This is a genomic window from Paenibacillus sp. Paensp111, assembly GCF_059492195.1.
On record NZ_CP168527.1, the window covers coordinates 134,377 to 160,000 of the forward strand.

27 protein-coding genes and 1 other RNA gene (1 of these 28 cut by a window edge) are annotated in these 25,624 nt (G+C 49.5%); 26 read left to right on the forward strand and 2 right to left on the reverse strand.

The window, feature by feature from the left end; all coding sequences use genetic code 11:
* Positions 1–35 precede the first annotated feature (35 nt).
* The 15 genes from ACEN86_RS00720 (at position 36) to argS (ending at position 11,340) form a co-directional block, all read left to right on the forward strand.
* On the forward strand, positions 36–458 hold the full coding sequence (locus ACEN86_RS00720; protein ID WP_495632504.1) for an SRPBCC domain-containing protein: 423 nt from the start codon (positions 36–38) through the stop codon (positions 456–458).
* Positions 459–461: 3 nt separating this feature from the next.
* Positions 462–1,268: a protein phosphatase 2C domain-containing protein gene (locus tag ACEN86_RS00725; protein ID WP_495632505.1), complete on the forward strand. Its 807-nt coding sequence runs from the start codon at positions 462–464 to the stop codon at positions 1,266–1,268.
* Positions 1,269–1,285: 17 nt separating this feature from the next.
* Entirely contained in the window at positions 1,286–1,924 is a 639-nt protein-coding gene (locus ACEN86_RS00730) for an NUDIX hydrolase (RefSeq protein WP_495632506.1), read from the forward strand.
* A gap of 33 nt (positions 1,925–1,957) precedes the next feature.
* A complete protein-coding gene (locus ACEN86_RS00735) occupies positions 1,958–2,380 on the forward strand; it encodes a hypothetical protein (RefSeq protein WP_495632507.1) in 423 nt (140 codons plus the stop codon).
* Between the two features lie 200 nt (positions 2,381–2,580).
* The gene (locus tag ACEN86_RS00740; protein WP_495632508.1) at positions 2,581–3,042 is read left to right on the forward strand and encodes a hypothetical protein; all 462 of its coding nucleotides are present in this window, start codon (positions 2,581–2,583) and stop codon (positions 3,040–3,042) included.
* A gap of 25 nt (positions 3,043–3,067) precedes the next feature.
* Positions 3,068–3,397, forward strand: a complete 330-nt coding sequence (locus ACEN86_RS00745) for a low molecular weight protein tyrosine phosphatase family protein (RefSeq protein WP_495634177.1) — start codon at positions 3,068–3,070, stop codon at positions 3,395–3,397.
* Positions 3,398–3,936: 539 nt separating this feature from the next.
* Positions 3,937–4,677, forward strand: a complete 741-nt coding sequence (locus ACEN86_RS00750; RefSeq protein WP_495632509.1) for a YdcF family protein — start codon at positions 3,937–3,939, stop codon at positions 4,675–4,677.
* Between the two features lie 36 nt (positions 4,678–4,713).
* On the forward strand, positions 4,714–5,220 hold the full coding sequence (locus ACEN86_RS00755) for a DUF4188 domain-containing protein (protein ID WP_495632510.1): 507 nt from the start codon (positions 4,714–4,716) through the stop codon (positions 5,218–5,220).
* A 134-nt stretch (positions 5,221–5,354) separates the two neighbouring features.
* Positions 5,355–5,864 (forward strand): GNAT family N-acetyltransferase, encoded by a 510-nt coding sequence (locus tag ACEN86_RS00760; protein ID WP_495632511.1) that lies wholly within the window; start codon positions 5,355–5,357, stop codon positions 5,862–5,864.
* A 9-nt stretch (positions 5,865–5,873) separates the two neighbouring features.
* Positions 5,874–6,044, forward strand: coding sequence for a hypothetical protein (locus tag ACEN86_RS00765; RefSeq protein WP_495632512.1), 171 nt, complete (start codon positions 5,874–5,876; stop codon positions 6,042–6,044).
* A gap of 584 nt (positions 6,045–6,628) precedes the next feature.
* Positions 6,629–7,456 carry a polyamine aminopropyltransferase gene (gene speE / locus ACEN86_RS00770; protein ID WP_127200746.1) on the forward strand — a complete coding sequence of 276 codons (828 nt, stop codon included), beginning with the start codon at positions 6,629–6,631 and terminating at the stop codon, positions 7,454–7,456.
* Positions 7,457–7,468: 12 nt separating this feature from the next.
* Complete coding sequence (speB, locus tag ACEN86_RS00775; RefSeq protein WP_495632513.1) at positions 7,469–8,338, forward strand: agmatinase; 870 nt, start codon at positions 7,469–7,471, stop codon at positions 8,336–8,338.
* A 193-nt stretch (positions 8,339–8,531) separates the two neighbouring features.
* Positions 8,532–8,888, forward strand: a complete 357-nt coding sequence (locus ACEN86_RS00780; protein ID WP_495632514.1) for a hypothetical protein — start codon at positions 8,532–8,534, stop codon at positions 8,886–8,888.
* A gap of 348 nt (positions 8,889–9,236) precedes the next feature.
* Entirely contained in the window at positions 9,237–9,659 is a 423-nt protein-coding gene (locus ACEN86_RS00785) for a YwiB family protein (protein WP_495632515.1), read from the forward strand.
* A gap of 1 nt (position 9,660) precedes the next feature.
* Positions 9,661–11,340, forward strand: coding sequence for an arginine--tRNA ligase (gene argS / locus ACEN86_RS00790; RefSeq protein WP_495632516.1), 1,680 nt, complete (start codon positions 9,661–9,663; stop codon positions 11,338–11,340).
* 214 nt (positions 11,341–11,554) lie between these two features.
* Here the strand turns inward: argS and ACEN86_RS00795 are convergent, their stop codons facing one another.
* The gene (locus ACEN86_RS00795) at positions 11,555–12,703 is read right to left on the reverse strand and encodes a S8 family peptidase (RefSeq protein ID WP_495632517.1); all 1,149 of its coding nucleotides are present in this window, start codon (positions 12,701–12,703) and stop codon (positions 11,555–11,557) included.
* Between the two features lie 464 nt (positions 12,704–13,167).
* On the opposite strand from ACEN86_RS00795, the gene rpoE reads away from it, so the two are divergent.
* The 8 genes from rpoE (at position 13,168) to rpmE (ending at position 21,830) form a co-directional block, all read left to right on the forward strand.
* The gene (rpoE, locus tag ACEN86_RS00800) at positions 13,168–13,722 is read left to right on the forward strand and encodes a DNA-directed RNA polymerase subunit delta (protein ID WP_495632518.1); all 555 of its coding nucleotides are present in this window, start codon (positions 13,168–13,170) and stop codon (positions 13,720–13,722) included.
* Between the two features lie 300 nt (positions 13,723–14,022).
* Entirely contained in the window at positions 14,023–15,624 is a 1,602-nt protein-coding gene (gene pyrG, locus ACEN86_RS00805) for a CTP synthase (RefSeq protein WP_495632519.1), read from the forward strand.
* A 147-nt stretch (positions 15,625–15,771) separates the two neighbouring features.
* Positions 15,772–16,146 (forward strand): response regulator, encoded by a 375-nt coding sequence (locus ACEN86_RS00810; RefSeq protein WP_495632520.1) that lies wholly within the window; start codon positions 15,772–15,774, stop codon positions 16,144–16,146.
* A 136-nt stretch (positions 16,147–16,282) separates the two neighbouring features.
* Positions 16,283–17,137: a class II fructose-1,6-bisphosphate aldolase gene (gene fba / locus ACEN86_RS00815; RefSeq protein WP_495632521.1), complete on the forward strand. Its 855-nt coding sequence runs from the start codon at positions 16,283–16,285 to the stop codon at positions 17,135–17,137.
* A 151-nt stretch (positions 17,138–17,288) separates the two neighbouring features.
* Positions 17,289–18,542: a UDP-N-acetylglucosamine 1-carboxyvinyltransferase gene (gene murA, locus ACEN86_RS00820; RefSeq protein ID WP_495632522.1), complete on the forward strand. Its 1,254-nt coding sequence runs from the start codon at positions 17,289–17,291 to the stop codon at positions 18,540–18,542.
* Positions 18,543–18,875: 333 nt separating this feature from the next.
* Positions 18,876–20,201 carry a transcription termination factor Rho gene (gene rho / locus ACEN86_RS00825; protein ID WP_495632523.1) on the forward strand — a complete coding sequence of 442 codons (1,326 nt, stop codon included), beginning with the start codon at positions 18,876–18,878 and terminating at the stop codon, positions 20,199–20,201.
* Positions 20,202–20,256: 55 nt separating this feature from the next.
* A complete protein-coding gene (locus ACEN86_RS00830; protein WP_495632524.1) occupies positions 20,257–21,534 on the forward strand; it encodes a radical SAM family protein in 1,278 nt (425 codons plus the stop codon).
* 98 nt (positions 21,535–21,632) lie between these two features.
* A complete protein-coding gene (gene rpmE / locus ACEN86_RS00835; protein ID WP_127200733.1) occupies positions 21,633–21,830 on the forward strand; it encodes a 50S ribosomal protein L31 in 198 nt (65 codons plus the stop codon).
* Between the two features lie 132 nt (positions 21,831–21,962).
* Here the strand turns inward: rpmE and ACEN86_RS00840 are convergent, their stop codons facing one another.
* Complete coding sequence (locus tag ACEN86_RS00840) at positions 21,963–23,228, reverse strand: stalk domain-containing protein (protein WP_495632525.1); 1,266 nt, start codon at positions 23,226–23,228, stop codon at positions 21,963–21,965.
* Positions 23,229–23,396: 168 nt separating this feature from the next.
* Between ACEN86_RS00840 and ffs the strand changes: the two genes are divergently transcribed.
* The 3 genes from ffs to ACEN86_RS00855 all read left to right on the forward strand — a co-directional run.
* An RNA gene (gene ffs / locus ACEN86_RS00845) (signal recognition particle sRNA large type) lies at positions 23,397–23,664 on the forward strand.
* Between the two features lie 170 nt (positions 23,665–23,834).
* The gene (gene dnaX / locus ACEN86_RS00850) at positions 23,835–25,586 is read left to right on the forward strand and encodes a DNA polymerase III subunit gamma/tau (RefSeq protein WP_495632526.1); all 1,752 of its coding nucleotides are present in this window, start codon (positions 23,835–23,837) and stop codon (positions 25,584–25,586) included.
* Between the two features lie 30 nt (positions 25,587–25,616).
* Positions 25,617–25,624: the 5' end (the start) of a YbaB/EbfC family nucleoid-associated protein gene (locus ACEN86_RS00855; RefSeq protein WP_495632527.1), read on the forward strand. The gene runs 304 nt beyond the window's last position; only the first 8 of its 312 coding nucleotides appear in the window; the start codon lies at positions 25,617–25,619; the stop codon falls past the right edge of the window.

The window sequence follows — 25,624 nt, forward strand, 5'->3', positions numbered from 1 at the left end:
GTGCAGTCTACCCTATCGATATCGGAGGAATAATCATGAACAGTCCAAAGCCGGTTGGCCAAACGGCGGCAGCAGGTTTTCAAGTTGGAGTTAGAAGAACTTTTCCAATACCTGTTCAGGAGGCTTGGAGGCTGATAACGTCTCCTGAAGGGTTGACCATTTGGCTGGGTGAGGTTGGATCCGTAGTTGTGGAGGTGGGCCAGATGTTTCAGACCGAGGAAGGGATCACGGGGGAGTTCCGCGTAGTGAACGAGCTGGAGAATATAAGGCTGTCATGGACCGCAGAGCATGGAACGACGCCTTCGACGCTTCAGATTCGAACGATCCCTGTCGGTGACCACAAGACCACAATCAGCTTCCATCAGGAGAAGTTATCCGGCCCGGAAGTTCGTGAAGAGATGAAGAGACGGTGGGAGGATGTGCTCGGCAGACTGCAAGGAATCCGTGGGGAGGAATAGCCTATGGAGTATGCTTGGCTGGGGAGTAACCAACCGGGAGTGGACGAAATCAGGATTACGTGTCACAGCAATATAATTGTAGGCAGATATGGCGGGAATGTAAGTAGTGGGGCTAATAAGAACGAGGATGGGCTAATGCTCATTCAGAGTCCGAATCACCTTTGGAGCTTTGCAGTTCTGCTTGATGCCCATCACACGGCCCAAAGTGCTGAGTTAATTATCGAGACGTTAACTACTCATAAGGTAAGTCTCATTAATTTACTTGACAGTGAGGATGTGTTTACAGACTTAGAAAGCTACTTGGTAGAGCTTTTTACAAGAGAAGACTTTAAAAAAGCATGCAGAGAGACAACGGGTGAAGCATCCTGCCTCATTGTTTTTCAGAAGAATGAATATATTTGGTGGTTCTCTGTAGGGGATTGCATGGCCCTATTACTGCATCCTGAACTGGCGAGATTAGGCCAGTATGGCCTGAACCAGAGACAATTCTATGAATGGATTGGACAGGTCAACACCTTCGAATTGCCTGTTCCAGGGTATACTGTGGGTAAGAGGCAGTTAAGGCCAGGTAGTAATTATATTGTATTAATGACAGATGGAGTTTTAGATTCTGCGGACAAATTCTACCAAGACCCAGCCAATTTATATGCTTCTCTAGCAAATGACAGGGAATTGGAAGAGAATATGAATTTAGTCTTTGAACATCTACATGAATATAAGACTAAGGATAGCGCTACTATGATCTGCTGGACTTATCATAATACAGCCGAAGGATTGATGCCCTCGGATCAACCCAAATCCCTGGATTAACAATAGGAGAGCCGCTAATGACTACCGAAATGTTTGATATTTTTGATAAGGATATGAACCATCTGGGGACGGCCAGCCGGCAGGAAGCTCACGCGCAGGGGCTGTGGCATCAGACATTTCACTGCTGGGTCCTGAACCCATCGGCCGAGCGGGGGCCGAGTCTTCTCCTGCAGCTGCGCCACAGGAATAAGGATACCTTCCCCGGCATGTTCGACACCTCGTGCGCCGGGCATCTTATGGCTGGAGAGACCGTTCAGGAGGGTGTGCGCGAGCTGGAGGAGGAGCTGGGGCTGTCTGCTGACATAAGCGAGCTTATTTATTGCGGCAGAGTGGCTGAGGAGTATGTCCTTTCGGAGCAGCTGATTGACCGTGAGTTTAATCATATTTTCTTATACGAATGCGAGAAGCCGGTGGAGGAGTATGATTTTCAGCTTAGTGAAATTTCAGGCTTGTTCATGGTGGGCCTGCAGGAATTTGAGCAGTTGCTGGCTGGCGGGCGAAAGTCCATCCGGGCTGTAGGTGTCCTGTATGATGAACTCAAGAGAGTGACGAACCCGGCAGTACGGGAGATTGGCAGAGAGGATATTGCGCTGAATTCGCCAGAGTATTTTGAATTGCTGTTTAACAAGATTCATGAACGGATAGGTAGTGAATAGAGGACCGCAGACTCTAAGAAAAAAGGTGGAAACATGGGAATCTCCAAGCTGACAGAGGAACAAGCCTATGAATATGACGTGAACGTGAAGTTCTATAACAACACACGGGTGGTTGTAGATACCGAGATAACCCCCGTATACTGCACCGCGTGCAGCAATCAGACGGGCGGGCTGTACCATTACGATGGATCGCGATATGGGCAGGTCGGCACGGTGATCTGCGATGTCTGCCATGCTGAAGTTTTTTGCACGGATGACGACAATTACAGGTATCAGATCCACCTCAGCACCAAGGAATACTACAACAAATTTCTCTATAAGGATGAGGAGTTCGATAACAGGTATCGCAAAATAACGCTCGATTTTTCCCAGCTGTTCCTGCTAAGCGAGTCCATTTTTGAGGCGTTGGCCCAAAAGGGGTTCGACCTCTCTGGACTCGCGCTTACACGCAGTTAAGCTCGATCAACCAATCAATCCGGCAGCAGTACGGCCGCCCGATTCCTGAACTGCCGCTGTACCTCGATTCAAAGATCAGACGAGTGCCTCCGGTTGTGCAAGAATGGTACCAAATCCTGAACGAGCTGGAGATCGCTGAGTTTAGCGTTCTGAGTACATAACCTGAGCGTCATAGAGATACAAGATAGGCGGGAATAAGTATGAAGCTAATGCCTGAATATGCCCAGGTCCTGATCGTAGGCGTTGTCTTTCGGGAGACTTGGAACTGGTATATCACGGAGAGGGAATACTGGTTCCTCAATACGGAAATGGAAGATCGGTTCGGCATCGAAATACTGGATGAGACTACGGCGGAAGCTTTTTTAGCCCGGATAGATGATCTTAGGGTATCTACAAGTGAGTTGGCACAGACTTTGGAGGACCTGAAGGATGCGTTCGAAAGCTATGACGAGGTGCTGGAGTTTATCCCGGCGATCTATGTAAATTTTGATGAGAGAGTGCTCTATTCCCTGTTCCCTGAACCGATGTCATTTGAGCATTATGTTCCTGATGGGTGGACGGGATTATACAAGGACTTCCTTGACGATGTGCCTAAGCGGGAGCAATATTGGGCAGCAGGGGGACAGCACTTCTTCAACCAAATGTGGGACAAGTTTAAGTAAAGATCGTAACGAGGAGTGATTTTCAATCAAACTGCTGTTCATCTGCAGTCGGAATAAATGGAGAAGCCTAACGGCGGAGAAGGTGTTTGAGCAATACAGCATGTACCAGGTGAGATCGGCCGGCACCGAAGAGAACGCAAGAGTTAAGGTGACAGCAGGACATATCGGGTGGGCCGACCTTATTTTTGTGATGGAGACCAAGCACATGCGTAGGCTCAAAGAGAAGTTCGGTTCCGGTCTTACCGGCAAAAGGATCATCCGGCTGGACATCCCGGACGATTATCCTTTTATGGATGAGGAACTGATTGAGCTGCTGAAAGCAAGGGTCTCGGAGTACATTGAAGTGCCGGATTGAGGGACCTTTGCTTGAAAAGGGTTATTTGGTATATATGCAGATTAGTACCACCAATACAAAAGAAGCAGTGCCGACAATCTTTACAGGGTGTGTCCATTTATACTCGTGTAAGCGTGAAATTCTGTTTACAATCTCGCCAAAGAGGGCGGTTCCAAGAACAAATACAACACCCTTAGCCAGGAAATGGTCCCACATTCGGGTCAACTCCGTAATGTCTCTTAAGAACAGCACCCAGAGATAACCCAAAAACCCATTAAGCACTATGGACCAAAAAAGATCTTTGGACTTCACTTTACCAACTCCTGTCATTTACCTAAGTCTTAGTGTATGAACGCTTGGAACTGAAGTTTCGTTATGATTTTTCTCGGATCAGCAGATTCTGGTGTCTGCAAAAATTACCCCTTCCAATCCTACACGATGTATAATATTGGAAGAGGGTTTTTTTTTAGGGGCAACTGCTTGCGTTATGACAGGTTCTAACCAAGGTGGAGTCTCCCTATAAATGAATAGACAAGACCCCATGTTGGAAGGAGGAACGCATGAAGTTCGTCCCGCAAACTGAACGCGCTGCGTCCTATTTGGAATTGGCCATGGCTGTTATATTTCTGATTCTAGCCTATCTATTCCGAGATAACTTTGCACTCGCATTGATATGTGTTGTAGCTTTTGCCGTCATGATGCTGAGGATGATGGATCTGAAGAAGCACGTGATTCTACGAAGAGCAATGCTGGCTTGCACTGTGCTGCTTATTGTCTCTTTTATAATAATAGAGTCCTTTGTGCTGTCAGGGTTCCGTACGGATGATCGTGCCGTAACCGATGTCGATTATGTGGTGATTCTCGGATCTGGTCTTAAGGGAACACAGCTCTCGTTAACCTTGAAGGAGCGCCTGGATGCAAGCCTCCCTTATGTGAACCAGCACCCGAAGACCCCGATTATCGTATCAGGAGGCCAAGGGCCCGGTGAAGACATTACCGAATCTGCGGCAATGAAGAAGTACCTTCTAAGCCGAGGGATCGCTGAGGACCGAATCAAGCTTGAGAATAAATCTACAAGTACAAGGGAGAACTTGATTTTCTCCAGAGCGCTAATGCAAGGCAGTGAGGGCAACCGCCCTAAGATCATGATTGTCACCAGTGACTACCATATGTTCAGGGCGAAGTATATCGCGGGAACCTTGGGCTATGAAGCCCATGGCATATCTGCAGAGTCACCCTTGTATCTCAAGCCGATCAATATGATTAGAGAGTATTTAGCGGTGATCAAGGCTTTGTTGTAGATAAATTTAGCGGGACAAGAAAGGGGAGTCGCTATAGTGGCCAAAGTAATTCCGGGAAGGTATGCTGCTGAAATCGAAGGGCCGTTCGTTGTATTTGTAATTGGAATGAGGATCAATCGGATCTGGGCTGTACATAAATGGTGGCCCGTAGCCGCAGCTATGGGCCCTATGCTGAAGGAGCTGTATCAGAATCCCGAGTTGGGATTCCTTGGCTCCGAGTCCTTCCTGAGTTCAAGAGGCGTCACTGTTCTTCAATATTGGAGAAGCTATGAGCAGCTCGAGAAATACGCCCGCGGAGGAATCCATCTCCAGGCCTGGAAGAAGTTCAATCAAGCGGTGGGGACAGATGGTACCGTAGGAATTTACCATGAGACTTACAAAATTGAGCCAGGGCAGTACGAATGCATTTACGGGAACATGCCTGTATTTGGCCTGTCTAAGGCGGGAAGTCATGTGCCTGCAACGGGCAGAATGGAGACCTCCAGACGGAGAATGGGTGGAGAGAACGACCCGGCTGTGCCGACGCCGAACAATCCTTCGTAATCATAGTTGCTGCGTAATTTAGCTAGCTAATTTTCTATTCGCACCATGACCCAGAGATGCCATTGTTTGCGGCCAATCAATAGTGACATTGAATTAAGTCAGTAGGAGATTACTAACTCTAGGAGTGTAATGTCATGAAATCACATGTCCAGATTAGAGAGCTCCATACCTTAGAGCCTGCAGCTCTAGGGCAGCTGTCAGAATTGTTGGTTCGTGTTGTGGAGGGGGGCGCCTCGATTGGATTCCTGCCGCCGATTGACACAGGAGAAGCAGGTGAATATTGGCTGAAGGTGATCGATCCGGGCGTGAAGATATGGATCGCGACTCAGAATGATCAGATTATCGGTACCGTTCAGCTGCATTTAGCCGGGAAAAGGAACGCTTCTCACCGGGCCGAGGTCGCCAAATTAATGGTTCATCCAGGCAGCCGGAGAAGCGGCGTGGCCCGCCTGCTCATGAATACCCTGGAGGAAGCCGCCCGGCAAGAAGAAAGATCTCTGCTGGTGTTGGATACCAGAGAGGGGGACCCTTCCAATGAACTGTATAAGTCACTAGGATATATCGAAGCGGGCCGTATCCCAGAGTTCGCGCAGTCGGCTGGCGGCTCCTTGGATGCTACGGTCTTTTATTACAAGAAGATATAGGTGAAGGAAATGAAGCAGATGTATCTTATCCGGCACGCAGCGGCAGCAGGCCAGGAGCCTGAAGCTCCACTCATTGAGGCAGGAGAGGCTGAGGCCGTTCAGCTGGCCAGCTTCCTTAAAGATAGAGGGATTGAATACATTGTCTCAACAGAGGGATGGCTGTTCTTCTGGAATTGCTGATAAGAACAGAGAGAGCATTTGCTGTTGTCACACACGGTGGGCTGTTATCCTTGTTAATTAGACACTATCAGCCGGAGTTTGGCTTTGAAGATTGGAAGGGGTTATCAAATCCTGACGTGTATTTGCTTGAAGTAGACTGCAGCAATACGGACTTGAAGCGTGTATGGGGGCAACAATCTAGCTGCAGAGGAAGTAACAAGGGGGCTACATAATGTCACCAAACTATTAAAAATCTCGTTGTTGTTAATTTTCATAGGATTCATCGTATGGTTGGGTTATCAAACTCTTCATAATTTCGTTGATAGCTTGGGAACCGCAAATGAGCAAATGGGATAACAAAATGAGCTGCATCTAGCAGCTCATTTTAATTGGGTCTACTTTACGCAGATGGAGAAGCGGTTTCTGCTCCATTTTACACCGTCATGACATAGGTCGCATCCAGGTCCATCTTGTGTTATTATACAATTTGTTTGGTACAATATAGGAAGTGAAGCTTTCGCGAGAAGTGTAACTGGAGAACCCGTTTTGGTTAGGGGCTTTATATGGCGGCTAAACACTATTCTGACGGAAAGAAGGTATATACGATGGAATTGTGGTTTACTGAGAAACAGACTCCGGCGTTCGGCATTACAGCGAAGATCCGGGAAACGTTTGTAACGGAGAAGACGGATTTTCAAGATTTGGCGATGATAGACACTGAGGAATTTGGACGCATGCTCGTCCTGGACGGCATGGTCATGACTACGATCAAAGATGAATTCGTCTATCATGAAATGGTCGCGCATCCGGCGCTGTTCACCCATCCTAATCCAAAGCACGTGCTCGTTGTCGGCGGTGGAGATGGCGGGGTAATCCGTGAAGTTCTCAAGCACCCTGGTGTAGAGAAAGCGGTACTCGTTGAGATCGACGGCAAGGTTATCGAATATTCGAAGCAATACCTGCCTGAAATCGCCGGTGAGCTGGACAACCCTCGTGTAGAGGTTCTGGTGAATGACGGATATATGCATATTATCGAAAATAAAAATAAATACGATGTCATCATGGTCGATTCCACGGAACCCGTGGGCCCTGCAGCTCCGCTGTTCGAGCGCGGTTTCTACCAAGGCATCCATGAAGCCCTGAAGGACGACGGTATCTTCGTCGCTCAGACGGACAACCCTTGGTTCAAGGCTGACCTGATCCAAAAGGTTAACAAAGACGTCAAAGAAATCTTCCCGATCGTTCGTGTGTACGGTGCGAACATTCCTACTTACCCAAGTGGTCTGTGGACCTTCACCATGGGAAGCAAAACCCATGATCCGCTGCAAGTGGACGAGACTCAAATTCCTGAGATCGATACGAAATACTACACACCGCGCCTGCACAAGGCTGCGTTCGTGCTTCCTAAATTCGTTGAAGATCTGGTGAAATAGGAGGCTACTCATATGAAATTGGATCAAGCCTATTCCGGCAACGTATTCATCTGCAGCTCCGACAATTACGAAGAGTCCAAAGCGGTTATCTACGGGATGCCGATGGACTTTACGGTCAGCTACCGTCCGGGTTCCCGGTTCGGTCCTGCCCGTATTCGCCAAGCTTCAGTGGGCCTTGAAGAATACAGCCCATACCTGGATAAAAGCATCGTCGACATGACCTATTTCGATGCAGGCGATCTGCTGCTGCCTTTCGGCAATGCAGCCCGCAGCCTTGAGGTTATCGGGGAATATGTGCGCGGCCTGCTAGACGACGGCAAATTCCCGATCGGTCTTGGCGGCGAGCATCTCGTCTCCTGGCCGATCTTCCAGGAAGTATACGCCAAGTATCCGGACCTGGCGCTCATTCATATCGATGCGCATGCAGACCTGCGCGAGAACTATGAAGGCGAGCCTCTGTCCCACTCGACGCCGGTTCGCAAAGCCGCGGAGCTTATGGGCGGGAAGAATATCTACCAGTTCGGAATCCGTTCCGGCTCCAAGGAAGAGTTCCTGTATGCGCGCGAGAACATCAACTTCTATCCGTTTGAAGTTGCCGCTCCGCTTAAGCAGGCCTTGCCTAAGATTGGCCGTCGTCCTGTCTATGTAACCATAGATATTGACGTGCTCGATCCTTCTGCTGCACCGGGTACCGGTACTGCGGAAGCTGGCGGGATTACATCCAAAGAGCTGCTTGAAGCCGTGCATTTGATTGCAGGCTCTGATGTGAACGTAGTGGGCTGCGACCTCGTGGAAGTTGCACCGATCTACGATCCAACAGAACAGACTCAAATTGTCGCTGCCAAGCTGATTCGCGAAATGCTGCTTGGTTTTGTGAAATAGTAAATACAGTTTTAAGGAAGAGCACCCTGTTCAAAGACCTACCCGGGCTTAGGAACAGGGTGTTTTTTTATGCTCTCCACATGCAAATATACGTTTATCGGGCTTTAAATCCTAAATTTATTGGTTGGAGAGCTAAAGTTCAGGAATTGTAGGTAGTTCTTTTGTCTTGTTTAGAAGGTGGAATTGTGTTGACATGGGTCTAAATTCCTTGTACTTTGGAGATATATGTAATTTTAAGCAGATATCAGGAAGGAAGAGGAGAATATTGGAGACACAGTTTGCAGGTACTCAGGAGAGGGCTACATACACATCCCATTCACTGGATATAATGAGTGTAAAGCAATGGGTGGGAACCTTGCTTTTACTTGCCATCCCCGTTGTTAATGTAATTTTGTTGTTTGTATGGGCTTTTGGTGGAGGTAATATCAGTCCAAACAAGAAGAATTACTCTAGGGCGGCATTGTTGATAGCTCTTATCGGAATTGGTATTTATGTTGTCTTGTTCTTAATCGTTGGCGCTATTATTGCTTCGATTCTACCTAGATACTAAGTATTGGTACATATTTCGGCTATGAGTCCACAGCCAAATGGCGACGTTAATCTAACGTCGCCATTTTTATTTTCGGTACAGCTACGTCCTTACCAGCATCTCCGTTTACAACAATATTTCAAATCCACCCGCGGATAGCAAGAAGTCCTCCTTCATGATAAGGGGGCTTTTCTGTTGCCCTTTTATACCTGTATGTGCACATAAAATCCACCTATCCCATTGAACTGTGCTGACGAACTGGCTATAGTATATGGAATGAACTATGACTTAGGCTGAGAAGTGTGAAGTCCACGTTTCTTTAGCTGAGGCCATATAGTACAATAGATAGAACAGATTGGAGCCATGATCATGCCGGACTACAAACCCGCGTCTATTACATTGACAAGCCTGCAGGATGGGACTGAGACGGTTCAGAGCTACCAGGGCCAGGTATTCAGCGCAGGCGGTGCGATCTATCTCAAATATGAAGAACGAGGCGAGGGACAGGCAGGTGAAGAAGTTACTCGGGCTACCGTCAAAATAACCCCAGGCGAGCTCAAGCTCATTCGGCACGGTACGGTTGAATCGTCGCAGACCTTTCAGGCGGGACGCCGGCTTCCAGGTTATTACCGGGCGCCATACACATCTTTTAACTTGTCAACGGAGACCCAAAGTCTTAACTTGGATCTGGACGGACTATCCGGGACCGCCAAGTGGAAGTACGATTTATATGTCTATGATGAATTAGCTGGACAGTTCGACATCAGTTTACATATACAGGAGGAAGCTTGAAATGACACACAATCCATTAGAGGAAATTAACCAGAAGGTTGAGGAAGCGATCACGGCGGCCATCCTGGCTGCAGGACTTGCTGCCAAGGAAGAGATTCCTGCGATTAAGCTCGAAGTGCCCAAGGAGAAGACCCATGGGGATCTGGCCACGAATGCGGCGATGCAGCTGACCAAGATTGCGAAGAAGAATCCGCGCCAGATTGCTGAGGCTATTCTTGAGAATCTGGACTACAGCAGTGCTTCGATCGAAAAGGCCGAAATTGCGGGTCCGGGGTTCATCAACTTTACCCTGACCAAGAGCTACCTGTACCCTGTGCTTGAGCAGGTCTATGCGCAGGGAGATGACTATGGCCGGATTAATCTTGGCCAAGGTCAGAAGATCCAGGTCGAATTCGTCAGTGCGAATCCGACAGGCAGCCTGCATCTCGGACATGCACGCGGTGCAGCCGTAGGCGATGCGCTGTGCAATCTGCTGAGCCATGCCGGATATGACGTAACCCGCGAATATTATATTAACGATGCCGGTAACCAGGTTAATAACCTGGCGAAGTCCATTGAAGCCCGCTACTTACAGGAGCTTGGACAGCCTGCCGAGATGCCTGAAGACGGCTACCATGGCGAAGACATTAAGGGCTTCGCCAAAGAACTCGTGGCCGAGCAAGGGGATTCCCTTCTCTCCCGCACACCGGGTGAACGTGCGGCATTCCTGCGCAAATATGGTCTGGACAAAGAGCTGGCTAAGATCAAGCGTGACCTGGGCCGATTCCGGGTTCATTTTGACAGCTGGTTCAGCGAGACCTCCCTTTATGAGAACGGCCAGGTTGAGGCTTCTCTTCAAGAGCTTAAGGACAAGGGCCAGACATATGACCTCGATGGAGCTACCTGGCTCAGAACGACCGATTACGGCGATGACAAAGATCGTGTACTCGTTAAGAATGACGGCACCTATACGTACCTTACGCCGGATATCTCTTATCACCGCAACAAGTTCAATCGCGGCTATGACCGCATGATTAATATTTTTGGAGCCGATCATCACGGCTATATTCCGCGTCTTAAAGCCGCTATGGCAGGCCTGGGCAACGATCCGGACAAGCTTACGGTTCTGATTGCTCAAATGGTCAGCCTGTTCCAGGATGGCGAGAAGGTGAAAATGTCCAAGCGGACAGGTAAAGCTGTTACGATGGTTGATCTTATGGACGAGGTGGGCGTGGACGCTATTCGCTACTTCTTCACGATGCGCAGCATGGACTCGCATCTAGACTTCGATATGGACCTGGCGGTATCCACGTCCAACGAGAACCCAGTCTATTACGTGCAGTATGCACATGCGCGGATCTGCAGCATCTTCCGTCAGGCTGAAGAGCAGGGGATCGCAATTCCGGCTCCGGCGGATGCCGACCTGACGAAGCTGACCGCCGAGCATGAATATGCCCTGCTCCGCAAGATTGGCGAGCTGCCTGAGGAGATTGAGACCGCAGCGAATAACTTTGCGCCGCACCGCCTGGTGCGTTACGTGTATGAGCTCGCGTCCTTGTTCCACAGCTACTACAGAGCCGAGCGCGTCATCACCGAAGACGCGCATCAGACTGCCGCGCGCCTCGTGCTGCTCGGCGCTACCCGCCGCGTGATCGCGCGCGTACTCGCGCTCATCGGCGTAGAAGCCCCAGACCGCATGTAGCCGGTACACCGCCGCAACAACAAGCAAGGCCCCGCCCCGGAACTCCCGGGCGGGGCCTTGCTGTGCTTCTAAAACGGAGCCGAGCTCAGTGCCATCCGCATTCCGCACCCGCGCACGATGCCGTGCTCCGCGCTAACGCTCCGTACCCGCGTTCCACACCCGCGCTTCACACACCGTGCCCGCGTCCCGCACGCCCCGCGCCCCAAGGCGGGGGTCAAGGAGCCCCCCGCTTGATCAGCCGCAGCGCATTCACTTCCGCGGGCGCCAGCCCCCCGCGGGAGGAGCGCTTCCTGGCCGAGAGCACCGGCCGGGCGCTTTTGCGCAGCAGCTGCTTGATCTCCGCCGGTGCAAGGCCCGGACGGAGAGCGAGCAGCAGCGCGATGGAGCCGCTGACATGCGATGTGGCCATCGAGGTGCCGTTCATCTCTTTGTGTCTGCCTCCGATCCAGGAAGAATTGATCTTCTCGCCGGGTGCATAGATATCGACATGGGGGCCGCTGTTGCTGAAGCGGGCGATCCTCCGGGTGCGGTCGGTAGCGCCTACGGAGATGGTCTGCGGATAGCGGGCAGGATAATCTACGCTGCGGCTCTTGTTGTCATTGCCGGCAGAGGCAACAACCACCACGCCGGCCTGAAGTGCTTTATTGACGACATTGAACAGAGATTTGTTCTTGGACTTCATGCCAAAGCTCATATTAATAATATCCACTTGATTTCGGACACACCAATCAATCCCCATGATGATGTCCGATACATAGGCGGCTCCATTGTGATCAAAAGCTTTAACCGGATAGATCGTGGCCCGAGGGGCAACGCCCAGAATTCCATGCATACTTCCGGCACCTGCAATAGTCCCTGTGATATGGGTGCCATGGCCGTTATCATCATGGGGAAGCATGTTCGGGTTAAGGAGATTAACACCTCTGGCCAGAGAGTGGCGAAGGTCGGGATGGCTGAAGTCAGCACCCGTATCAATGACCCCGATACGTACCTGGTAACCGGTTGAAGAGGACCAGACGTCAGGGGCCTGAATATGACGGACACCCCAAGGAATCTCGGGAGTATTCACCATGCCGCTGGCCGGTACCGCATGGACGGTAATTTGGGCATCTCGTTCCAAAATAAGGCCCTTCCGGCAGCTCTGGGGAAGGTCTGCGAGGGAGAATGGACAGATCAAGGCATGCAGCAGGGAAGAACTGCGGATAAGACGCATTTGAGGGAATGAACGCTTCATCCGGTTAAGCTGCTTAAGGCATTCCTGATAAGCTGCCGGACGGGTAAAGCGGATAATGGTCCGCAGCTCCTTTTGTACTGCAGACGCTGTTTTTTCCTGAATAAAATTAAGGAATCGGGCATAATCCATTGCGAGCAGCCCCTCCTGACACAAGCGTGATGTAGAGTATTGTATGAACACGCTCGCGGACAGGAGTGGGACCGTGCCCCATATACCGGGAAATAGGCAGGGGGGATATTTATTTGAAGATAGGCGTAATCTCCCGTGTCAAAAGCAGAGGATGAACATAGGATGTGAAGAGAGCCTGAATCGGCTTTCAGCTTGCGATTTCTGAAGACTGTAAGTAAATCTTCAGAGAGCGGATACAGTCAAAAAGGCGGGGAGCGCTGCTCTCCGTCTTTTCCTTGAGCTTTAATTCACAGCTTATGGACAAGCCGCTCCATTCCTTTGTCATTAGCGGAATGAATTCGCCTAAATAAACTTGCATTTTGCTGCCAAATAGGTTTTACTTATGTGTGATAAAGAACAGAATGGATGAATGGGGGTTCCCCTCCATCTTCTGCTTGAAACATTGTGTGAGAGGACGTGTGTAAGTGAGTACACCGCTCAATTTGAAGTTTGATCCGGAGAAAGTGCACGAAATTCCGATGGTCGACTTGGCCTTTATGATCTTGAAAGCGGCGAATACGCCATACTACTACCGTGATTTGATGAATGAGGTAGCTAAGCTTCGCGGCATGTCGGAAGCCGAAATTAATGATGCTATTGCCCAGTTATATACTGAGATTAATATCGACGGCCGTTTTGCCTGCGTAGGTACGAATCTTTGGGGGCTTAAGCGCTGGTATCCAATCGAGCGTTCCGAGGATCCGGTAGCTAATGCCAAGCGTCCGCGCATTATTAACGATGAAGACGATGATGATGATGACTTCGTTGAAGAGGAAGAGACCTACGCATCCGATGATGACGATGATTACGAAGCCGTTGACGAAGACGGTGAAGATGAGCTGTTCCCGGATGAAGATGATGATGACGCCGATGTGGAAGACGAAGAGATTCTGGATGATGAAGACTTGGATGAAGATGAGGACGAAGACTCCGAGGATTCCGATGATGCAGATGAAGAGGACGACCTCGAAGAGAAGTAGTCTCCTTAGGCAGTAAGCCCTGTACGGAATGTTCTTATAATCGCTCTGTGCCTTACTTGACAGGGGGGGCGGTTACAGGTAAACTATTGCTTGGGCTTATGATTCAGACCTATAAATATGCCAATTTTAAAAAGTGCCCCGTCTTGTTCGGGTGTCACTTTTTTTGTTTTTTTACGTGCCTTTTTGAGGGTGATATCTATCCCATTGGGTTACGCTATATTGGAAACTGATCGTTTTTCTGCACAAGCTTCAAGGGTTTCTGGACTACTTACTGGACTACTTATAGGAGGTTTTAAGACTGTGACAAAATATATTTTCGTAACCGGGGGTGTAGTCTCTTCCCTGGGCAAAGGGATTACTGCCGCTTCCCTCGGAAGACTGCTTAAGAACAGAGGTTTGAAGGTTACAATCCAGAAATTCGACCCTTATATCAACGTAGACCCGGGGACAATGAGTCCTTACCAGCACGGCGAGGTATTCGTTACCGATGACGGAGCCGAGACGGATCTTGACCTTGGCCACTATGAACGCTTCATTGATATCAACCTATCAAAGAACAGTAACGTAACGACCGGTAAGGTCTATTCCTCGGTCATTAGCAAAGAGCGCCGCGGTGAGTATCTTGGCGGCACGGTTCAGGTTATTCCTCACATCACGAATGAGATCAAAGAACGCGTATACCGTGCAGGCCGTGAAGCCGGTTCGGATGTTGTAATTACAGAGATCGGCGGCACGGTTGGGGATATTGAAAGTCTGCCGTTCCTGGAAGCCATCCGCCAGATCAAGAGTGATATTGGCCGCGAGAACGTGATGTATATCCACGTGACCCTGATTCCTTATATCAAGGCTGCCGGTGAAGTGAAGACCAAGCCGACTCAGCACAGTGTCAAGGAGCTTCGCAGTATCGGGATTCAGCCGAATGTGATCGTTTGCCGTACAGAACATGAGCTTTCTGATGACATGAAAGCCAAAATCGCCCTCTTCTGTGATATCGATGCGAGTGCGGTAGTAGAGTGCCGTGATGCGGATACGCTCTACCAGGTGCCTTTGAACCTTCGTGAAGAAGGACTGGATGAGATCGTAGTTAACCACTTGAAGCTGACTACTCCGGCTCCGGACATGACCGAGTGGGAAGGCTTGGTTAACCGGATTAACAAGCTTGAGAAGACCGTAGAGATCGCTATCGTGGGTAAATACGTAGCCCTGCACGATGCTTACCTCAGTGTGGTCGAGTCTCTTTCCCATGCTGGCTTTGATTCCAATGCGGACGTGAAGATCCGCTGGGTACATGCGGAAGAGGTTACAGATGAGAATGTGGAAGAGATGCTCGGCGGTGTTGGCGGTATCCTCGTTCCTGGCGGCTTCGGTGACCGCGGAATTGAAGGTAAAGTCAGCACGATCCGTTATGCTCGTGAGAAGAAGATTCCATTCTTCGGCATCTGCCTCGGGATGCAGGTTGCTGTCATCGAACATGCCCGTTCTCTGGCGGGTCTCAATGGCGCGAACAGTTCCGAGATTAATCCGGCTACAGAATATCCGGTGATCGATCTGCTTCCAGAGCAGAAGGATATTGAAGACTTAGGTGGAACTATGCGTCTGGGTCTATACCCTTGTAAGCTTGCGCCAGGCTCTCTTGCAGAGCAGTGCTATAACGACGAGCTGGTATATGAAAGACACCGTCACCGGTATGAATTTAACAACGCTTATCGTGAAGTGATTGAGAAGGCAGGCTTGCGGATTTCGGGAACTTCACCGGATGGCCGTCTGGTTGAGATTGTAGAGTGCCCGGATCATCCTTGGTTCCTGGCCGTACAATTCCATCCGGAATTTACGTCTCGTCCGAATCGTCCACAGCCTTTGTTCCGTGAGTTTGTCAAAGCTTCTATTACCCATATTTCTTAAGCCTGTATCAAATGTTTTTAATAATCATAAATTGATTCCCGAAATTAGCAGGATTTTCAAATTCTTAGGCGAATATCTAACACATCAGACTGCCTGCGGCGGCGGTATTTCAAGATGATTAGAGGATTTCGGGAGGGTTGAGTTGTAATGGATAAGAAGCTTCTGATCGTTGATGACCAGAATGGTATCCGGATTTTGCTGATGGAAGTATTCAGTAGTGAAGGCTATACAACGTATCAAGCAGCAAATGGCAAGCTCGCTTTAGAGATCGTGCGCAGTGAATCACCGGATCTGGTACTGCTGGATATGAAGATCCCGGGGATGGACGGATTGGAGATTTTGAAGCATATCAAAGCGGTGAATCAAGACATCAAGGTCATTATGATGACCGCCTATGGTGAGCTTGACATGATCAAGGAAGCGACAGAGCTTGGCGCTTTGATGCATTTTACGAAGCCATTTGATATTGATGAGATGCGCATGGCCGTCAATATGCAGCTGAAGGGCGGCGCAATGATTTAGGGACTCCTTAATGGAGTCCTTTTTTTGTCACGATTAGACTTCAAAGGTGGTTAGTATTTTGTCGGTTATGTGGTATAATATGTAGGTGTGAGAATCGGGTAATAAGATATATAGCCAACTTTTAGGAGGACGAACCATGCCATTAGTATCCATGAAAGAAATGTTGAACAAAGCGCTCGAGGGGAAATATGCTGTAGGACAATACAACATTAACAACCTTGAGTGGACCCAAGCGATTCTGGCTGCTGCAGAAGAAGAGAAGTCACCAGTTATCCTTGGCGTATCCGAAGGCGCTGCACGTCACATGAGCGGTTTCTACACAGTTGTGAAGATGGTAGAAGGCCTTATTCAAGACATGAAGATTACCGTACCTGTAGCTATCCATCTTGACCATGGATCCAGCTTTGACAAGTGTAAAGAAGCGATCGACGCTGGCTTCACTTCCGTAATGATCGATGCTTCTCATGGTACGATCGAGCATAACATCGAGACAACTAAGAAAGTTGTTGAATATGCACACTCCAAAGGGGTTTCCGTTGAGGCTGAAGTTGGTCTTGTAGGCGGACAAGAAGACGATGTTGTCGCTGATGTAATGTATGCTAAGCTTGACGACTGCGTACGTATCGTTAAAGAGACTGGCATTGATACTCTGGCTCCAGCACTCGGATCTGTACACGGACCTTACAAAGGTGAGCCGAATCTTGGTTTCGCTGAGATGGAAGAAATCCGCAACGCGGTTAACCTTCCACTGGTTCTTCACGGTGGTACAGGTATTCCTACTCATGACATCAAGAAAGCTGTATCCCTGGGTACTTCCAAGATCAACGTGAATACCGAGAACCAAATTGAATTCACCAAAGCAGTTCGCGAAGTGCTTGCCGCTAAGCAGGAAGCTTACGACCCGCGTACATATATCGTACCAGGCCGCGAAGCGATCAAACAAACCGTAATCGGTAAGATCCGCGAGTTCGGTTCCAACAACAAAGCTTAATATAACCTTACAATTAAGAAGAGGGATTCCGCTCTAGCGGAGTTCCTCTTTTTTGCGTGCAATATAGACAAAGGTGCTTTTATGAGGCAGAAGTGGTATTATGGAAAGGAATTGTCAGAATTATTTGACCTGCAGGAGGAACCTCACTTTGATGGAAAAATTAATGATCAGCGGCGGACGCCCGCTTAAGGGAACCGTTCAGATCAGCGGGGCCAAGAACAGTGCGATTGCGCTTTTGCCGGCATCTATTTTGGCTGAGTCGGAAGTCGTTCTGGACAATTTGCCAGAACTTAGCGATGTAGCTGTATTTACTGAAATTCTCGAAGATTTGGGTGCAAGTGTAACTTGGTCCGACAATCAGATCAAGATTGACCCAAGCACGATTATATCTATTCCTATGCCGAATGGGCCTGTGAAGAAACTACGGGCTTCGTACTATATGATGGGAGCTCTGCTTGGCCGGTTTGGCGAAGCGACGATTGGGCTTCCAGGAGGTTGCAACTTTGAACCCCGTCCGATTGACCAGCATATCAAGGGCTTTGAAGCGCTCGGCGCTACAGTAACCAATGAACATGGAGCAATCCATTTATATGCCAAGGAACTGATCGGGGCGAAGATTTACCTCGATGTATCGAGTGTGGGTGCTACCATTAATATTATGCTGGCCGCGGCCAGAGCCAAGGGATCCACTATTATTGAGAATGCGGCCAAAGAACCTGAAATTATAGACGTGGCTACTCTTCTGAATTCCATGGGTGCGATTATTAAAGGAGCCGGAACCGAGACAATCCGTATTGAGGGAGTCCGGGAGATGCATGGATGCCGGCATTCGATTATACCTGACCGGATTCAGGCGGGGACTTATATGATTGCGGCTGCGGCCACTCGTGGCAATGTTCTTATTGATAATGTTATTCCTAAGCATTTGGAAGCCCTAACTGCCAAACTGATTGAAATGGGCGTTACAGTTGAGGAACTGGATGAATCTATCCGTGTAATTGGCGCTGCCTCTTACGGGCATGTGGATGTGAAAGCCCTGGTATACCCTGGTTTTCCTACGGACATGCAGTCTCCTATGACAAGTCTGTTGACCCAGACAGAAGGAGTCAGCGTGCTTAGCGATTTTGTATACAGCAACCGCTTCAAGCACGTTCCTGAGCTTGTGCGTATGGGCGCCAAGATCCGGGTTGAGGGCAGATCAGCGATCATTGAAGGCGGCAAGCTTAACGCGGCCAAGGTGAAAGCGTCTGACCTGAGAGCGGGTGCGGCGCTGGTCATTGCCGGACTTACGGTAGAGGAAGGCATCACTGAAGTCACCGGTGTTGAATTTATTGATCGGGGATATGATCATCTTGTCACGAATCTGCGTGATCTCGGTGCAGATGTTTGGCGGCAGACAGAGTAGATCCCGTGTTAGTCTCCGGGCATAATTCAAAAGGAATAGTGGAAGGAATCAACAGGGGCGGCGGTCTTGTGACATGCTGCTCCGGCTGATTGCCTCAGTATAACCCCTCTATGGAAGATTTTTGTTCTTGTCCGCATAACTCCCCCCACTACGGGTATAACTATTCTATAACTCTTAAGATGGTAATTATAGATTTACGGCTTTCATAGATTATTGCTCCATCTCTTCAGATTGGAACTTCATCTTACCCTCGTGTGTTTACTACGGCTGTATTTTCTTGTCTTTCACTCCCGACCCAACATTGAATTATAAATTGAATAGGTGGTTAATTACATGGATCTTCAAATTGCTGATTTGGAAGAAAAGAAGCTGACCGATTTGTACAAGCTTGCCAAGCAGTACCAAATCCCGTATTACGGACAGCTAAAGAAGAAAGAATTGATTTTTGCTATATTACGCGCTCAAGCTGAGCAAAGCGGTCTGATGTTCATGGAGGGCGTGCTTGAGATTTTGCCGGAAGGATACGGATTCCTGCGCCCCATCAACTATCTGCCGAGTACGGAGGATATTTATATTTCGGCTTCCCAGATCCGGAAGTTTGATCTGCGGACCGGTGACCTGGTATCGGGTAAATGCCGTACTCCTAAGGAGAATGAGCGTTACTTTGGCCTGCTTCAGGTCAATGCTGTGAATGGTGAGGACCCGGCCCAGGCTTCAGAACGTCTGCATTTCCCGGCATTAACGCCGCTATATCCGCAGACTAAGCTGTCACTCGAGACCTCGCCTACATCCTTGTCCACCCGGATTATGGATCTGCTTGCACCCGTCGGACTTGGACAGCGCGGACTGATCGTGGCTCCACCCAAAGCTGGTAAGACCTTGCTGCTGAAGGAGATTGCGAACAGCATCTCGATGAATAACCCGGATATTTCGCTGTTTGTACTGCTTATTGATGAGCGCCCTGAAGAAGTTACGGATATGCAGCGTTCGGTAAAAGGGGAGGTTATCGCCTCCACCTTCGACGAACTGCCGGAGAACCATATCAAGGTCGCTGAGCTGGTGCTGCAGCGTGCACTGCGCCTGGTCGAGCACAAGAAGGACGTAGTCATTCTTATGGACAGTATTACCCGGCTTGCCCGCGCATACAACCTAGTCGTTCCGCCATCCGGGCGGACGCTCAGCGGGGGTATCGATCCGGCAGCCTTCCACCGTCCGAAGCGGTTCTTCGGATCGGCACGGAATGTGGAGGAAGGCGGCAGCTTGACGATTCTGGCTACCGCGCTGGTGGATACGGGTTCGCGGATGGATGACATTATTTATGAAGAATTTAAAGGCACAGGGAACATGGAGCTGCATCTGGACCGGAAGCTGGCTGAACGGCGCATCTTCCCGGCGATTGATATCCGCCGCTCGGGTACCCGCCGCGAGGAAGTGCTCCTGACCAAGGAAGAACTGGATACAATCTGGTCTATTCGCAAGAATATGAATGAGAGCTACGACTTTGTGGAGGGCTTCCTCAAGAAGCTGCGTGACTCCAAGACCAACGCCGAGTTCCTGGCGTCCTTTGATACTGCTGGCAGCACCCCGGCGCAGGCAGCATCCGGCAGCACTAGCCCGCGCCGTGCGAGCCGTCAGGCGCCGTCCCCTTTAAGCACCTAACACACAGCTTGGCAGCCTGACTTACTATAGACTACTAAGCAAAGAGGAGAACAACATGTATTTGGTATACGCAGATGAACAAGGAAATGTATTCGATCATCCCACCCTGTACGGGCTCGCCCGCAGTGGGGATATGATTGTTGAGATAATGGAAGATGAGTTAATTCCTCTTCCTGACGGAGCTACATTGGTCGGTCTGCCGAGCACCCGCCCGGTAGGGCTTGATCCCGAGAGCGGAGAGATGCAGTCGCTTCCGGGTAATGTTCAGGCTGTAGGCGCGCTGCTTCCGCAGGGCTTCACGCGTCTATGCCTGCCTGGTTATGTGAAGACGGACAAGGAATATAAGCTTCCTTTGTTCGGCTATTCCGCCGTAGTATGGAACGAAGGGAAGTTCTATGTAACCGCACGCCTGACAGACGATCCGGAGAAATGGAATCCGCTGAACTGTGACCCGCTGGAGCTTAAGAGCCAAGTGAAGCGGCTGAGAGAGGAATATCCGGAGAATCGGCTCTATGATCACCTGTCTAATTGTGCCCTGGGATACGAGTGTCTGACGGCCTCCAACACATTCCTGAACCGCTGGGAGGGAGCCGTTCCGGTATCCTATTCCTGTAATGCGGGATGCTTCGGCTGTATCTCTGAGCAGCCGGATGACAGCGGGTTCGTCTCTCCGCAGACGCGGATGAACTTCCGTCCTCGGACCGAGGAGATCGTGGAAGTGATGCTGGAGCATTTGAAGACGCCTGAATCCATCATCAGCTTCGGGCAGGGGTGCGAGGGTGAGCCTTCGACCCAGGCCAAATTGATTATTGATGCAATCCGCCAAGTCCGCCAAGTCACAGATATGGGCTATATCAATATCAATACGAATGCTGGTCTGAGCGACCACATTCGGGGGATTGTAGATGCAGGGCTGGATCTGATGCGTGTCAGCACTATCAGCGCTTTGGATGACCACTATAATGCGTACTACAAGCCAAGAGGCTATACGCTAGCGAATGTGGAGAAGTCTCTCCGTTATGCTTCGGAACAGGGCGTTTACACCTCGATCAATTATCTAATCTTCCCGGGGGTTACGGATCGTGAAGAAGAGATTGAGGCCATGATTGAATTTGCTAGACGCACTAAACTTCGCTTAATTCAGTGGCGCAACTTGAACATTGATCCGGAGAGCTATCTCGGACTCATCCCTAAGGCGAAGGGCGATATTCTGGGTATGAAACAGGCGATCGAGATATTCCAGGAGGAGCTTCCTGATGTTGTGATGGGTTCTTACTCCCACGTGCCGCCAGCTGAGCTGAGACGGTTCAAGAACGGAGTCGGTAACGCGTAATAAGCAATTGCACTTTGTGGAATAACTATGGTACAATCATATTTGGTTATTATAACTCTGGGTACGCATGAGACTCAGGGCGGAAAGAGGTGAAAGTCATGAATCAAGCTATTCAACCGAAATATCACGTGACTACTGTTACTTGCGCATGCGGTAATAAGTTCGAAACTGGATCTGTTCAAGAAGATCTTCGCGTGGAAATTTGCTCCGCTTGCCACCCGTTCTTCACAGGCAAACAGAAATTCCTGGATGCCGGCGGCCGCGTTGATAAATTTAAGAAGAAATACGGAATCTAATACGATCTGCTGCTCTGCAGCCTGATCGATATATGCAAATCCCCTCTGATGCGTCAGAGGGGATTTTTCTTTGTTTTATAAGGAATAAATAATTCAACTATCGGCATAAAAACGGAGATTGATTACTAAGGATTAGTTTCCTTTAAGCTCAATGGTTTTGTTGATTTTGTTCCATACGTTCTGTTTGCCGAATCCAAGCCTCCATAAGGCAACTCCCTTGAGGCCGTATCGCTTGGCAAGGCCGATCTTGGCATTTACCGTATTCTCGTTCTCGCTGTACAAGTTCACGCCCAGTACAAGCTTATCCTTGGAGACGGATTTCAGTGCGAGCTTAATGGCACCATCAATTCTATCCAGTGGCTGGGGCAGCTTTTCGTCAGTGTAAGCATAGGCCATGATAATCAATTCATCCGCCAGCTCCCCAAGCTTCTTATAGTCGTAACCATGGTAAGCTCCGTTAAGCGGGGGTAGGGCTAGAGATAGCTTTAGACCGGCAGCGTGTGCGGCGTCAGCAGCCTCTTTGACCAAATTGTTGTATGAAGCCTGTACTGTCTTGGCGTCACCTGTCAGACCGAGTCCCTCTAGGTCAAGGAGAACACCTTTAAATTGATTTTTGACTGCGGTGTCTATGATTTGACGAAGTGCATTTTCCCGGGCGGTTTCGTCCTCTACGACTTTAGTCAGTTCTCCCTTGGTGTCACCGGAGTAGACGAGCAGGTAAGGAGAAGTTCCTGCAGCAGAAGTGTCTGCAACCAGACTTTCAGGTGTGACCTCGCCAGCCGGCTTAGGCCATTTGAAGTCTGTTCCTGATGTGGTGAACGCCCCTGTTGCATCGATTCGGCTCCATCCGAATCCCACAGCATCAAAGTCTGGAATCAAGGCGGACTCGCTAAATGAGTTAATTGCATAGAACGCAAGTGTATAGAGCTTCTCCCTGGGCGATACGATGGTTACCGTGTTGGTTGGCCCGTCCCATTTAACTGCAGCCCCGAATTGCTGGCTGAAGAAGCTCAGTGGGATCATTGTGGTGCCGCCAATCGTCTGCGGAGGCAGTGCGATGGCGGTCTTCTGCCCATTAACGGAAGCGTACTTGCTTCCAAGGGTTAGCGTTACTTTCTTGGTATCGCCGCTGGCCTTCTTGATCGCGGTAATCGACTTTGTCTTCTCATCCCAATTCACCGTAACTCCAAGTGCCTCAGAGATCGCGCGAAATGGAACGAGAGTTGTTCCTTTCACAATAGTCGGCTGGGTTGGGAAAGGGAGTGAGTAACCGTCTAGAATAATATTTACTTTACCGGCTGCACTGGCTGTGCCAGCTCCTGATGCTCCAAGACCGCCGAACGCTGAAATAGCCAGGGTAAGGCATAGAATAACTTTGGATTTTTTGAACGGATTCATAGTATAGAATTAAAGCCACCTTTCTTGTTATACTCTACTAAATTATATCACTAGATTTACACTAATTGGTATAAATAGTTAGGATTGCATTCAGGATTAGGCAGGTTGATCTGTTAACTTCCTCCAACCGTTTGCATTTTGTACAAGCTTGAGATATACTTATTTTCACCGTGCTAGACGGGGAGGTAGCGGTGCCCTGTAACTCGCAATCCGCTGTAGCGAGGTTGAATTCCTATTAGAGGTCTTGTCGATGTGAGGTTTGGTCCTTGCAGTCAATGTTGACGGCTGGGTCCTCCGCAATGAGTAACTGTGAACCTGGTCAGGTCCGGAAGGAAGCAGCCATAAGCAGTCCCACTCTTGTGCCGGAGGGTGGCCTAGCCCGAGTTGATCTGCAAGGGTGCCGCTTGGATCGCAATGATCAATAATAGGTGCACGGTACACCTTATGACTAACACGAACATCTTTGCCTTTGCTGGCGGAGATGTTTTTTTGTTTGCTTTTACCTGCTTTCCGTGGATTAAAAAGTTTTTCTCGTTCAAGGAGTATAGTATAATAAAGGTATGCGATATACGTAATTAACGGGAAGTCTGAAAGAAGGTGCCGCAAGTGGAACATATCGCACTGTACCGCGCTTGGCGGCCGCAGTCGTTTCAAGATATGGTTGGCCAGCAGCATATTATCCGAACGCTGCAGAATGCGATTCGGGAGAACCGGCTTTCTCATGCCTACTTGTTCAGTGGACCAAGAGGAACCGGGAAGACAAGTGCTGCGAAGATATTAGCCAAGGCTGTGAACTGTGAGAATGGACCTGCAGCCGAGCCTTGTAATGAATGTGAATCCTGCAGACGCATTACGGCAGGTGCCGTAATGGATGTGCTCGAGATAGATGCGGCCTCCAACCGGGGGGTTGAAGAGATCCGGGATCTCCGAGAGAAAGTGAAATATGCTCCAACCGAAGTCCGGCATAAGGTGTATATCATAGATGAGGTTCACATGCTGACGACGGAAGCGTTCAATGCACTGCTCAAGACATTGGAAGAGCCGCCTCCGCATGTGATGTTTATTCTGGCTACAACTGAGCCGCATCGGCTTCCGGCTACGGTGATTTCGCGCTGTCAGCGCTTCGATTTTCGCCGGGTATCCCTGGAGGAGCAGAGCGACAGGCTGAAGCTGATCTGTGCTCAGGAGAATATCACTGCCGATGATGAAGCCATCCAGTATATTGCCCGGCTGTCGGATGGCGGGATGCGGGATGCATTAAGCATACTGGACCAGATTTCATCTTTTACCGATGGACATGTCTCTTATGAACAAGTGCTTGCCATGACCGGAGGAATTCCGTCGAGTCAGTTCGCCCATCTTGCAGAAGCGCTCTCGCGAGGGGATATCGGCGGGATGCTGCAGATGATTGAAGGATTTATGCAGGAGGGCAAGAGTGCGGATAAATGTATGGAGAACCTTCTCTATTACTTCCGTGATCTGTTGATGATTAAGATGGTACCCAAAGCCGGCCATATGACTGAGCGGGTTCTGGATGCACGGGATTTTGAAGAAATGGCGAAAGCCTTTACAAAGCCGCAGCTGTTCGGTATTATCGACACGTTGAACCATTATCAGACCGAGATGAAGTATGCGGCGCAGCCGCAAATGCTTTTTGAGGTGGCACTGCTTAAGCTTTGCAGTATTACCCAGGAAGAGACGCTAAGCTTGTCGGACCAAGCCTCAGCTCCTGCCAAGAGTGCAGATGCCTCCGAAGTTCAGCAGCTTAAGCGTCAGTTATCGGAGCTTGAGAAGAAGCTGGATCAGGCCTTGAAGAATGGGATTTCCTCGGGTGGAGGCAGCTCTGATTCCTCTGGCCCGCCCCGGTCGCAAGCCAGTAGATCTCCTGCACCCAGAATCTCGTCGCTTTCCAAGATTCCGTCGAATATTGATCGGTATATTGCCCAGCGCACTTCACCGGAATTTATTGCGATTCAGAATAAATGGAATCAGATCCTGCAGCGTGTGAAGGAAGAGAAGGTTACAATTCATGCGTGGTTTATGAATGGGGAGCCTGTTTCTGTACTGGATAACAATGTACTCGTGGCTTTTAAGAATGATATTCACCGGGAGACAACTGAGAAGCCGGCTAACAAAGAAGTCATCGAGCGTATATTAGAACAGCAGCTTGGAGGCCCTTTCCGTCTTGTCAGCATGATGCAGAAAGATTGGAATGAGGCTGTTGAGGGGGCGGGGGCTCCGTCGCCTGAGCCCTTTGAGCTAGAACCCGGGCCCGAAGAGGGCGGGGCTAGCAAGGAACCATGGGTGGATGAGGCGCTCCAAATGTTTGGAGATGACCTTGTGGTTATAAAAGAATAATCAGTATACCAATCTAAAGGAGTGTTTAGAGTGAATAA

Coding starts and splice junctions, on each gene's coding strand:
- ACEN86_RS00720 (WP_495632504.1), top strand. CDS start 36: ATGAACAGTCCAAAGCCGGTTGGCCAAACGGCGGCAGCAGGTTTTCAA.
- ACEN86_RS00725 (WP_495632505.1), top strand. CDS start 462: ATGGAGTATGCTTGGCTGGGGAGTAACCAACCGGGAGTGGACGAAATC.
- ACEN86_RS00730 (WP_495632506.1), top strand. CDS start 1,286: ATGACTACCGAAATGTTTGATATTTTTGATAAGGATATGAACCATCTG.
- ACEN86_RS00735 (WP_495632507.1), top strand. CDS start 1,958: ATGGGAATCTCCAAGCTGACAGAGGAACAAGCCTATGAATATGACGTG.
- ACEN86_RS00740 (WP_495632508.1), top strand. CDS start 2,581: ATGAAGCTAATGCCTGAATATGCCCAGGTCCTGATCGTAGGCGTTGTC.
- ACEN86_RS00750 (WP_495632509.1), top strand. CDS start 3,937: ATGAAGTTCGTCCCGCAAACTGAACGCGCTGCGTCCTATTTGGAATTG.
- ACEN86_RS00760 (WP_495632511.1), top strand. CDS start 5,355: ATGAAATCACATGTCCAGATTAGAGAGCTCCATACCTTAGAGCCTGCA.
- ACEN86_RS00765 (WP_495632512.1), top strand. CDS start 5,874: ATGAAGCAGATGTATCTTATCCGGCACGCAGCGGCAGCAGGCCAGGAG.
- speE (WP_127200746.1), top strand. CDS start 6,629: ATGGAATTGTGGTTTACTGAGAAACAGACTCCGGCGTTCGGCATTACA.
- speB (WP_495632513.1), top strand. CDS start 7,469: ATGAAATTGGATCAAGCCTATTCCGGCAACGTATTCATCTGCAGCTCC.
- ACEN86_RS00780 (WP_495632514.1), top strand. CDS start 8,532: ATGGGTCTAAATTCCTTGTACTTTGGAGATATATGTAATTTTAAGCAG.
- ACEN86_RS00785 (WP_495632515.1), top strand. CDS start 9,237: ATGCCGGACTACAAACCCGCGTCTATTACATTGACAAGCCTGCAGGAT.
- argS (WP_495632516.1), top strand. CDS start 9,661: ATGACACACAATCCATTAGAGGAAATTAACCAGAAGGTTGAGGAAGCG.
- ACEN86_RS00795 (WP_495632517.1), bottom strand. CDS start 12,703: ATGGATTATGCCCGATTCCTTAATTTTATTCAGGAAAAAACAGCGTCT.
- ACEN86_RS00810 (WP_495632520.1), top strand. CDS start 15,772: ATGGATAAGAAGCTTCTGATCGTTGATGACCAGAATGGTATCCGGATT.
- fba (WP_495632521.1), top strand. CDS start 16,283: ATGCCATTAGTATCCATGAAAGAAATGTTGAACAAAGCGCTCGAGGGG.
- murA (WP_495632522.1), top strand. CDS start 17,289: ATGGAAAAATTAATGATCAGCGGCGGACGCCCGCTTAAGGGAACCGTT.
- rho (WP_495632523.1), top strand. CDS start 18,876: ATGGATCTTCAAATTGCTGATTTGGAAGAAAAGAAGCTGACCGATTTG.
- ACEN86_RS00830 (WP_495632524.1), top strand. CDS start 20,257: ATGTATTTGGTATACGCAGATGAACAAGGAAATGTATTCGATCATCCC.
- rpmE (WP_127200733.1), top strand. CDS start 21,633: ATGAATCAAGCTATTCAACCGAAATATCACGTGACTACTGTTACTTGC.
- ACEN86_RS00840 (WP_495632525.1), bottom strand. CDS start 23,228: ATGAATCCGTTCAAAAAATCCAAAGTTATTCTATGCCTTACCCTGGCT.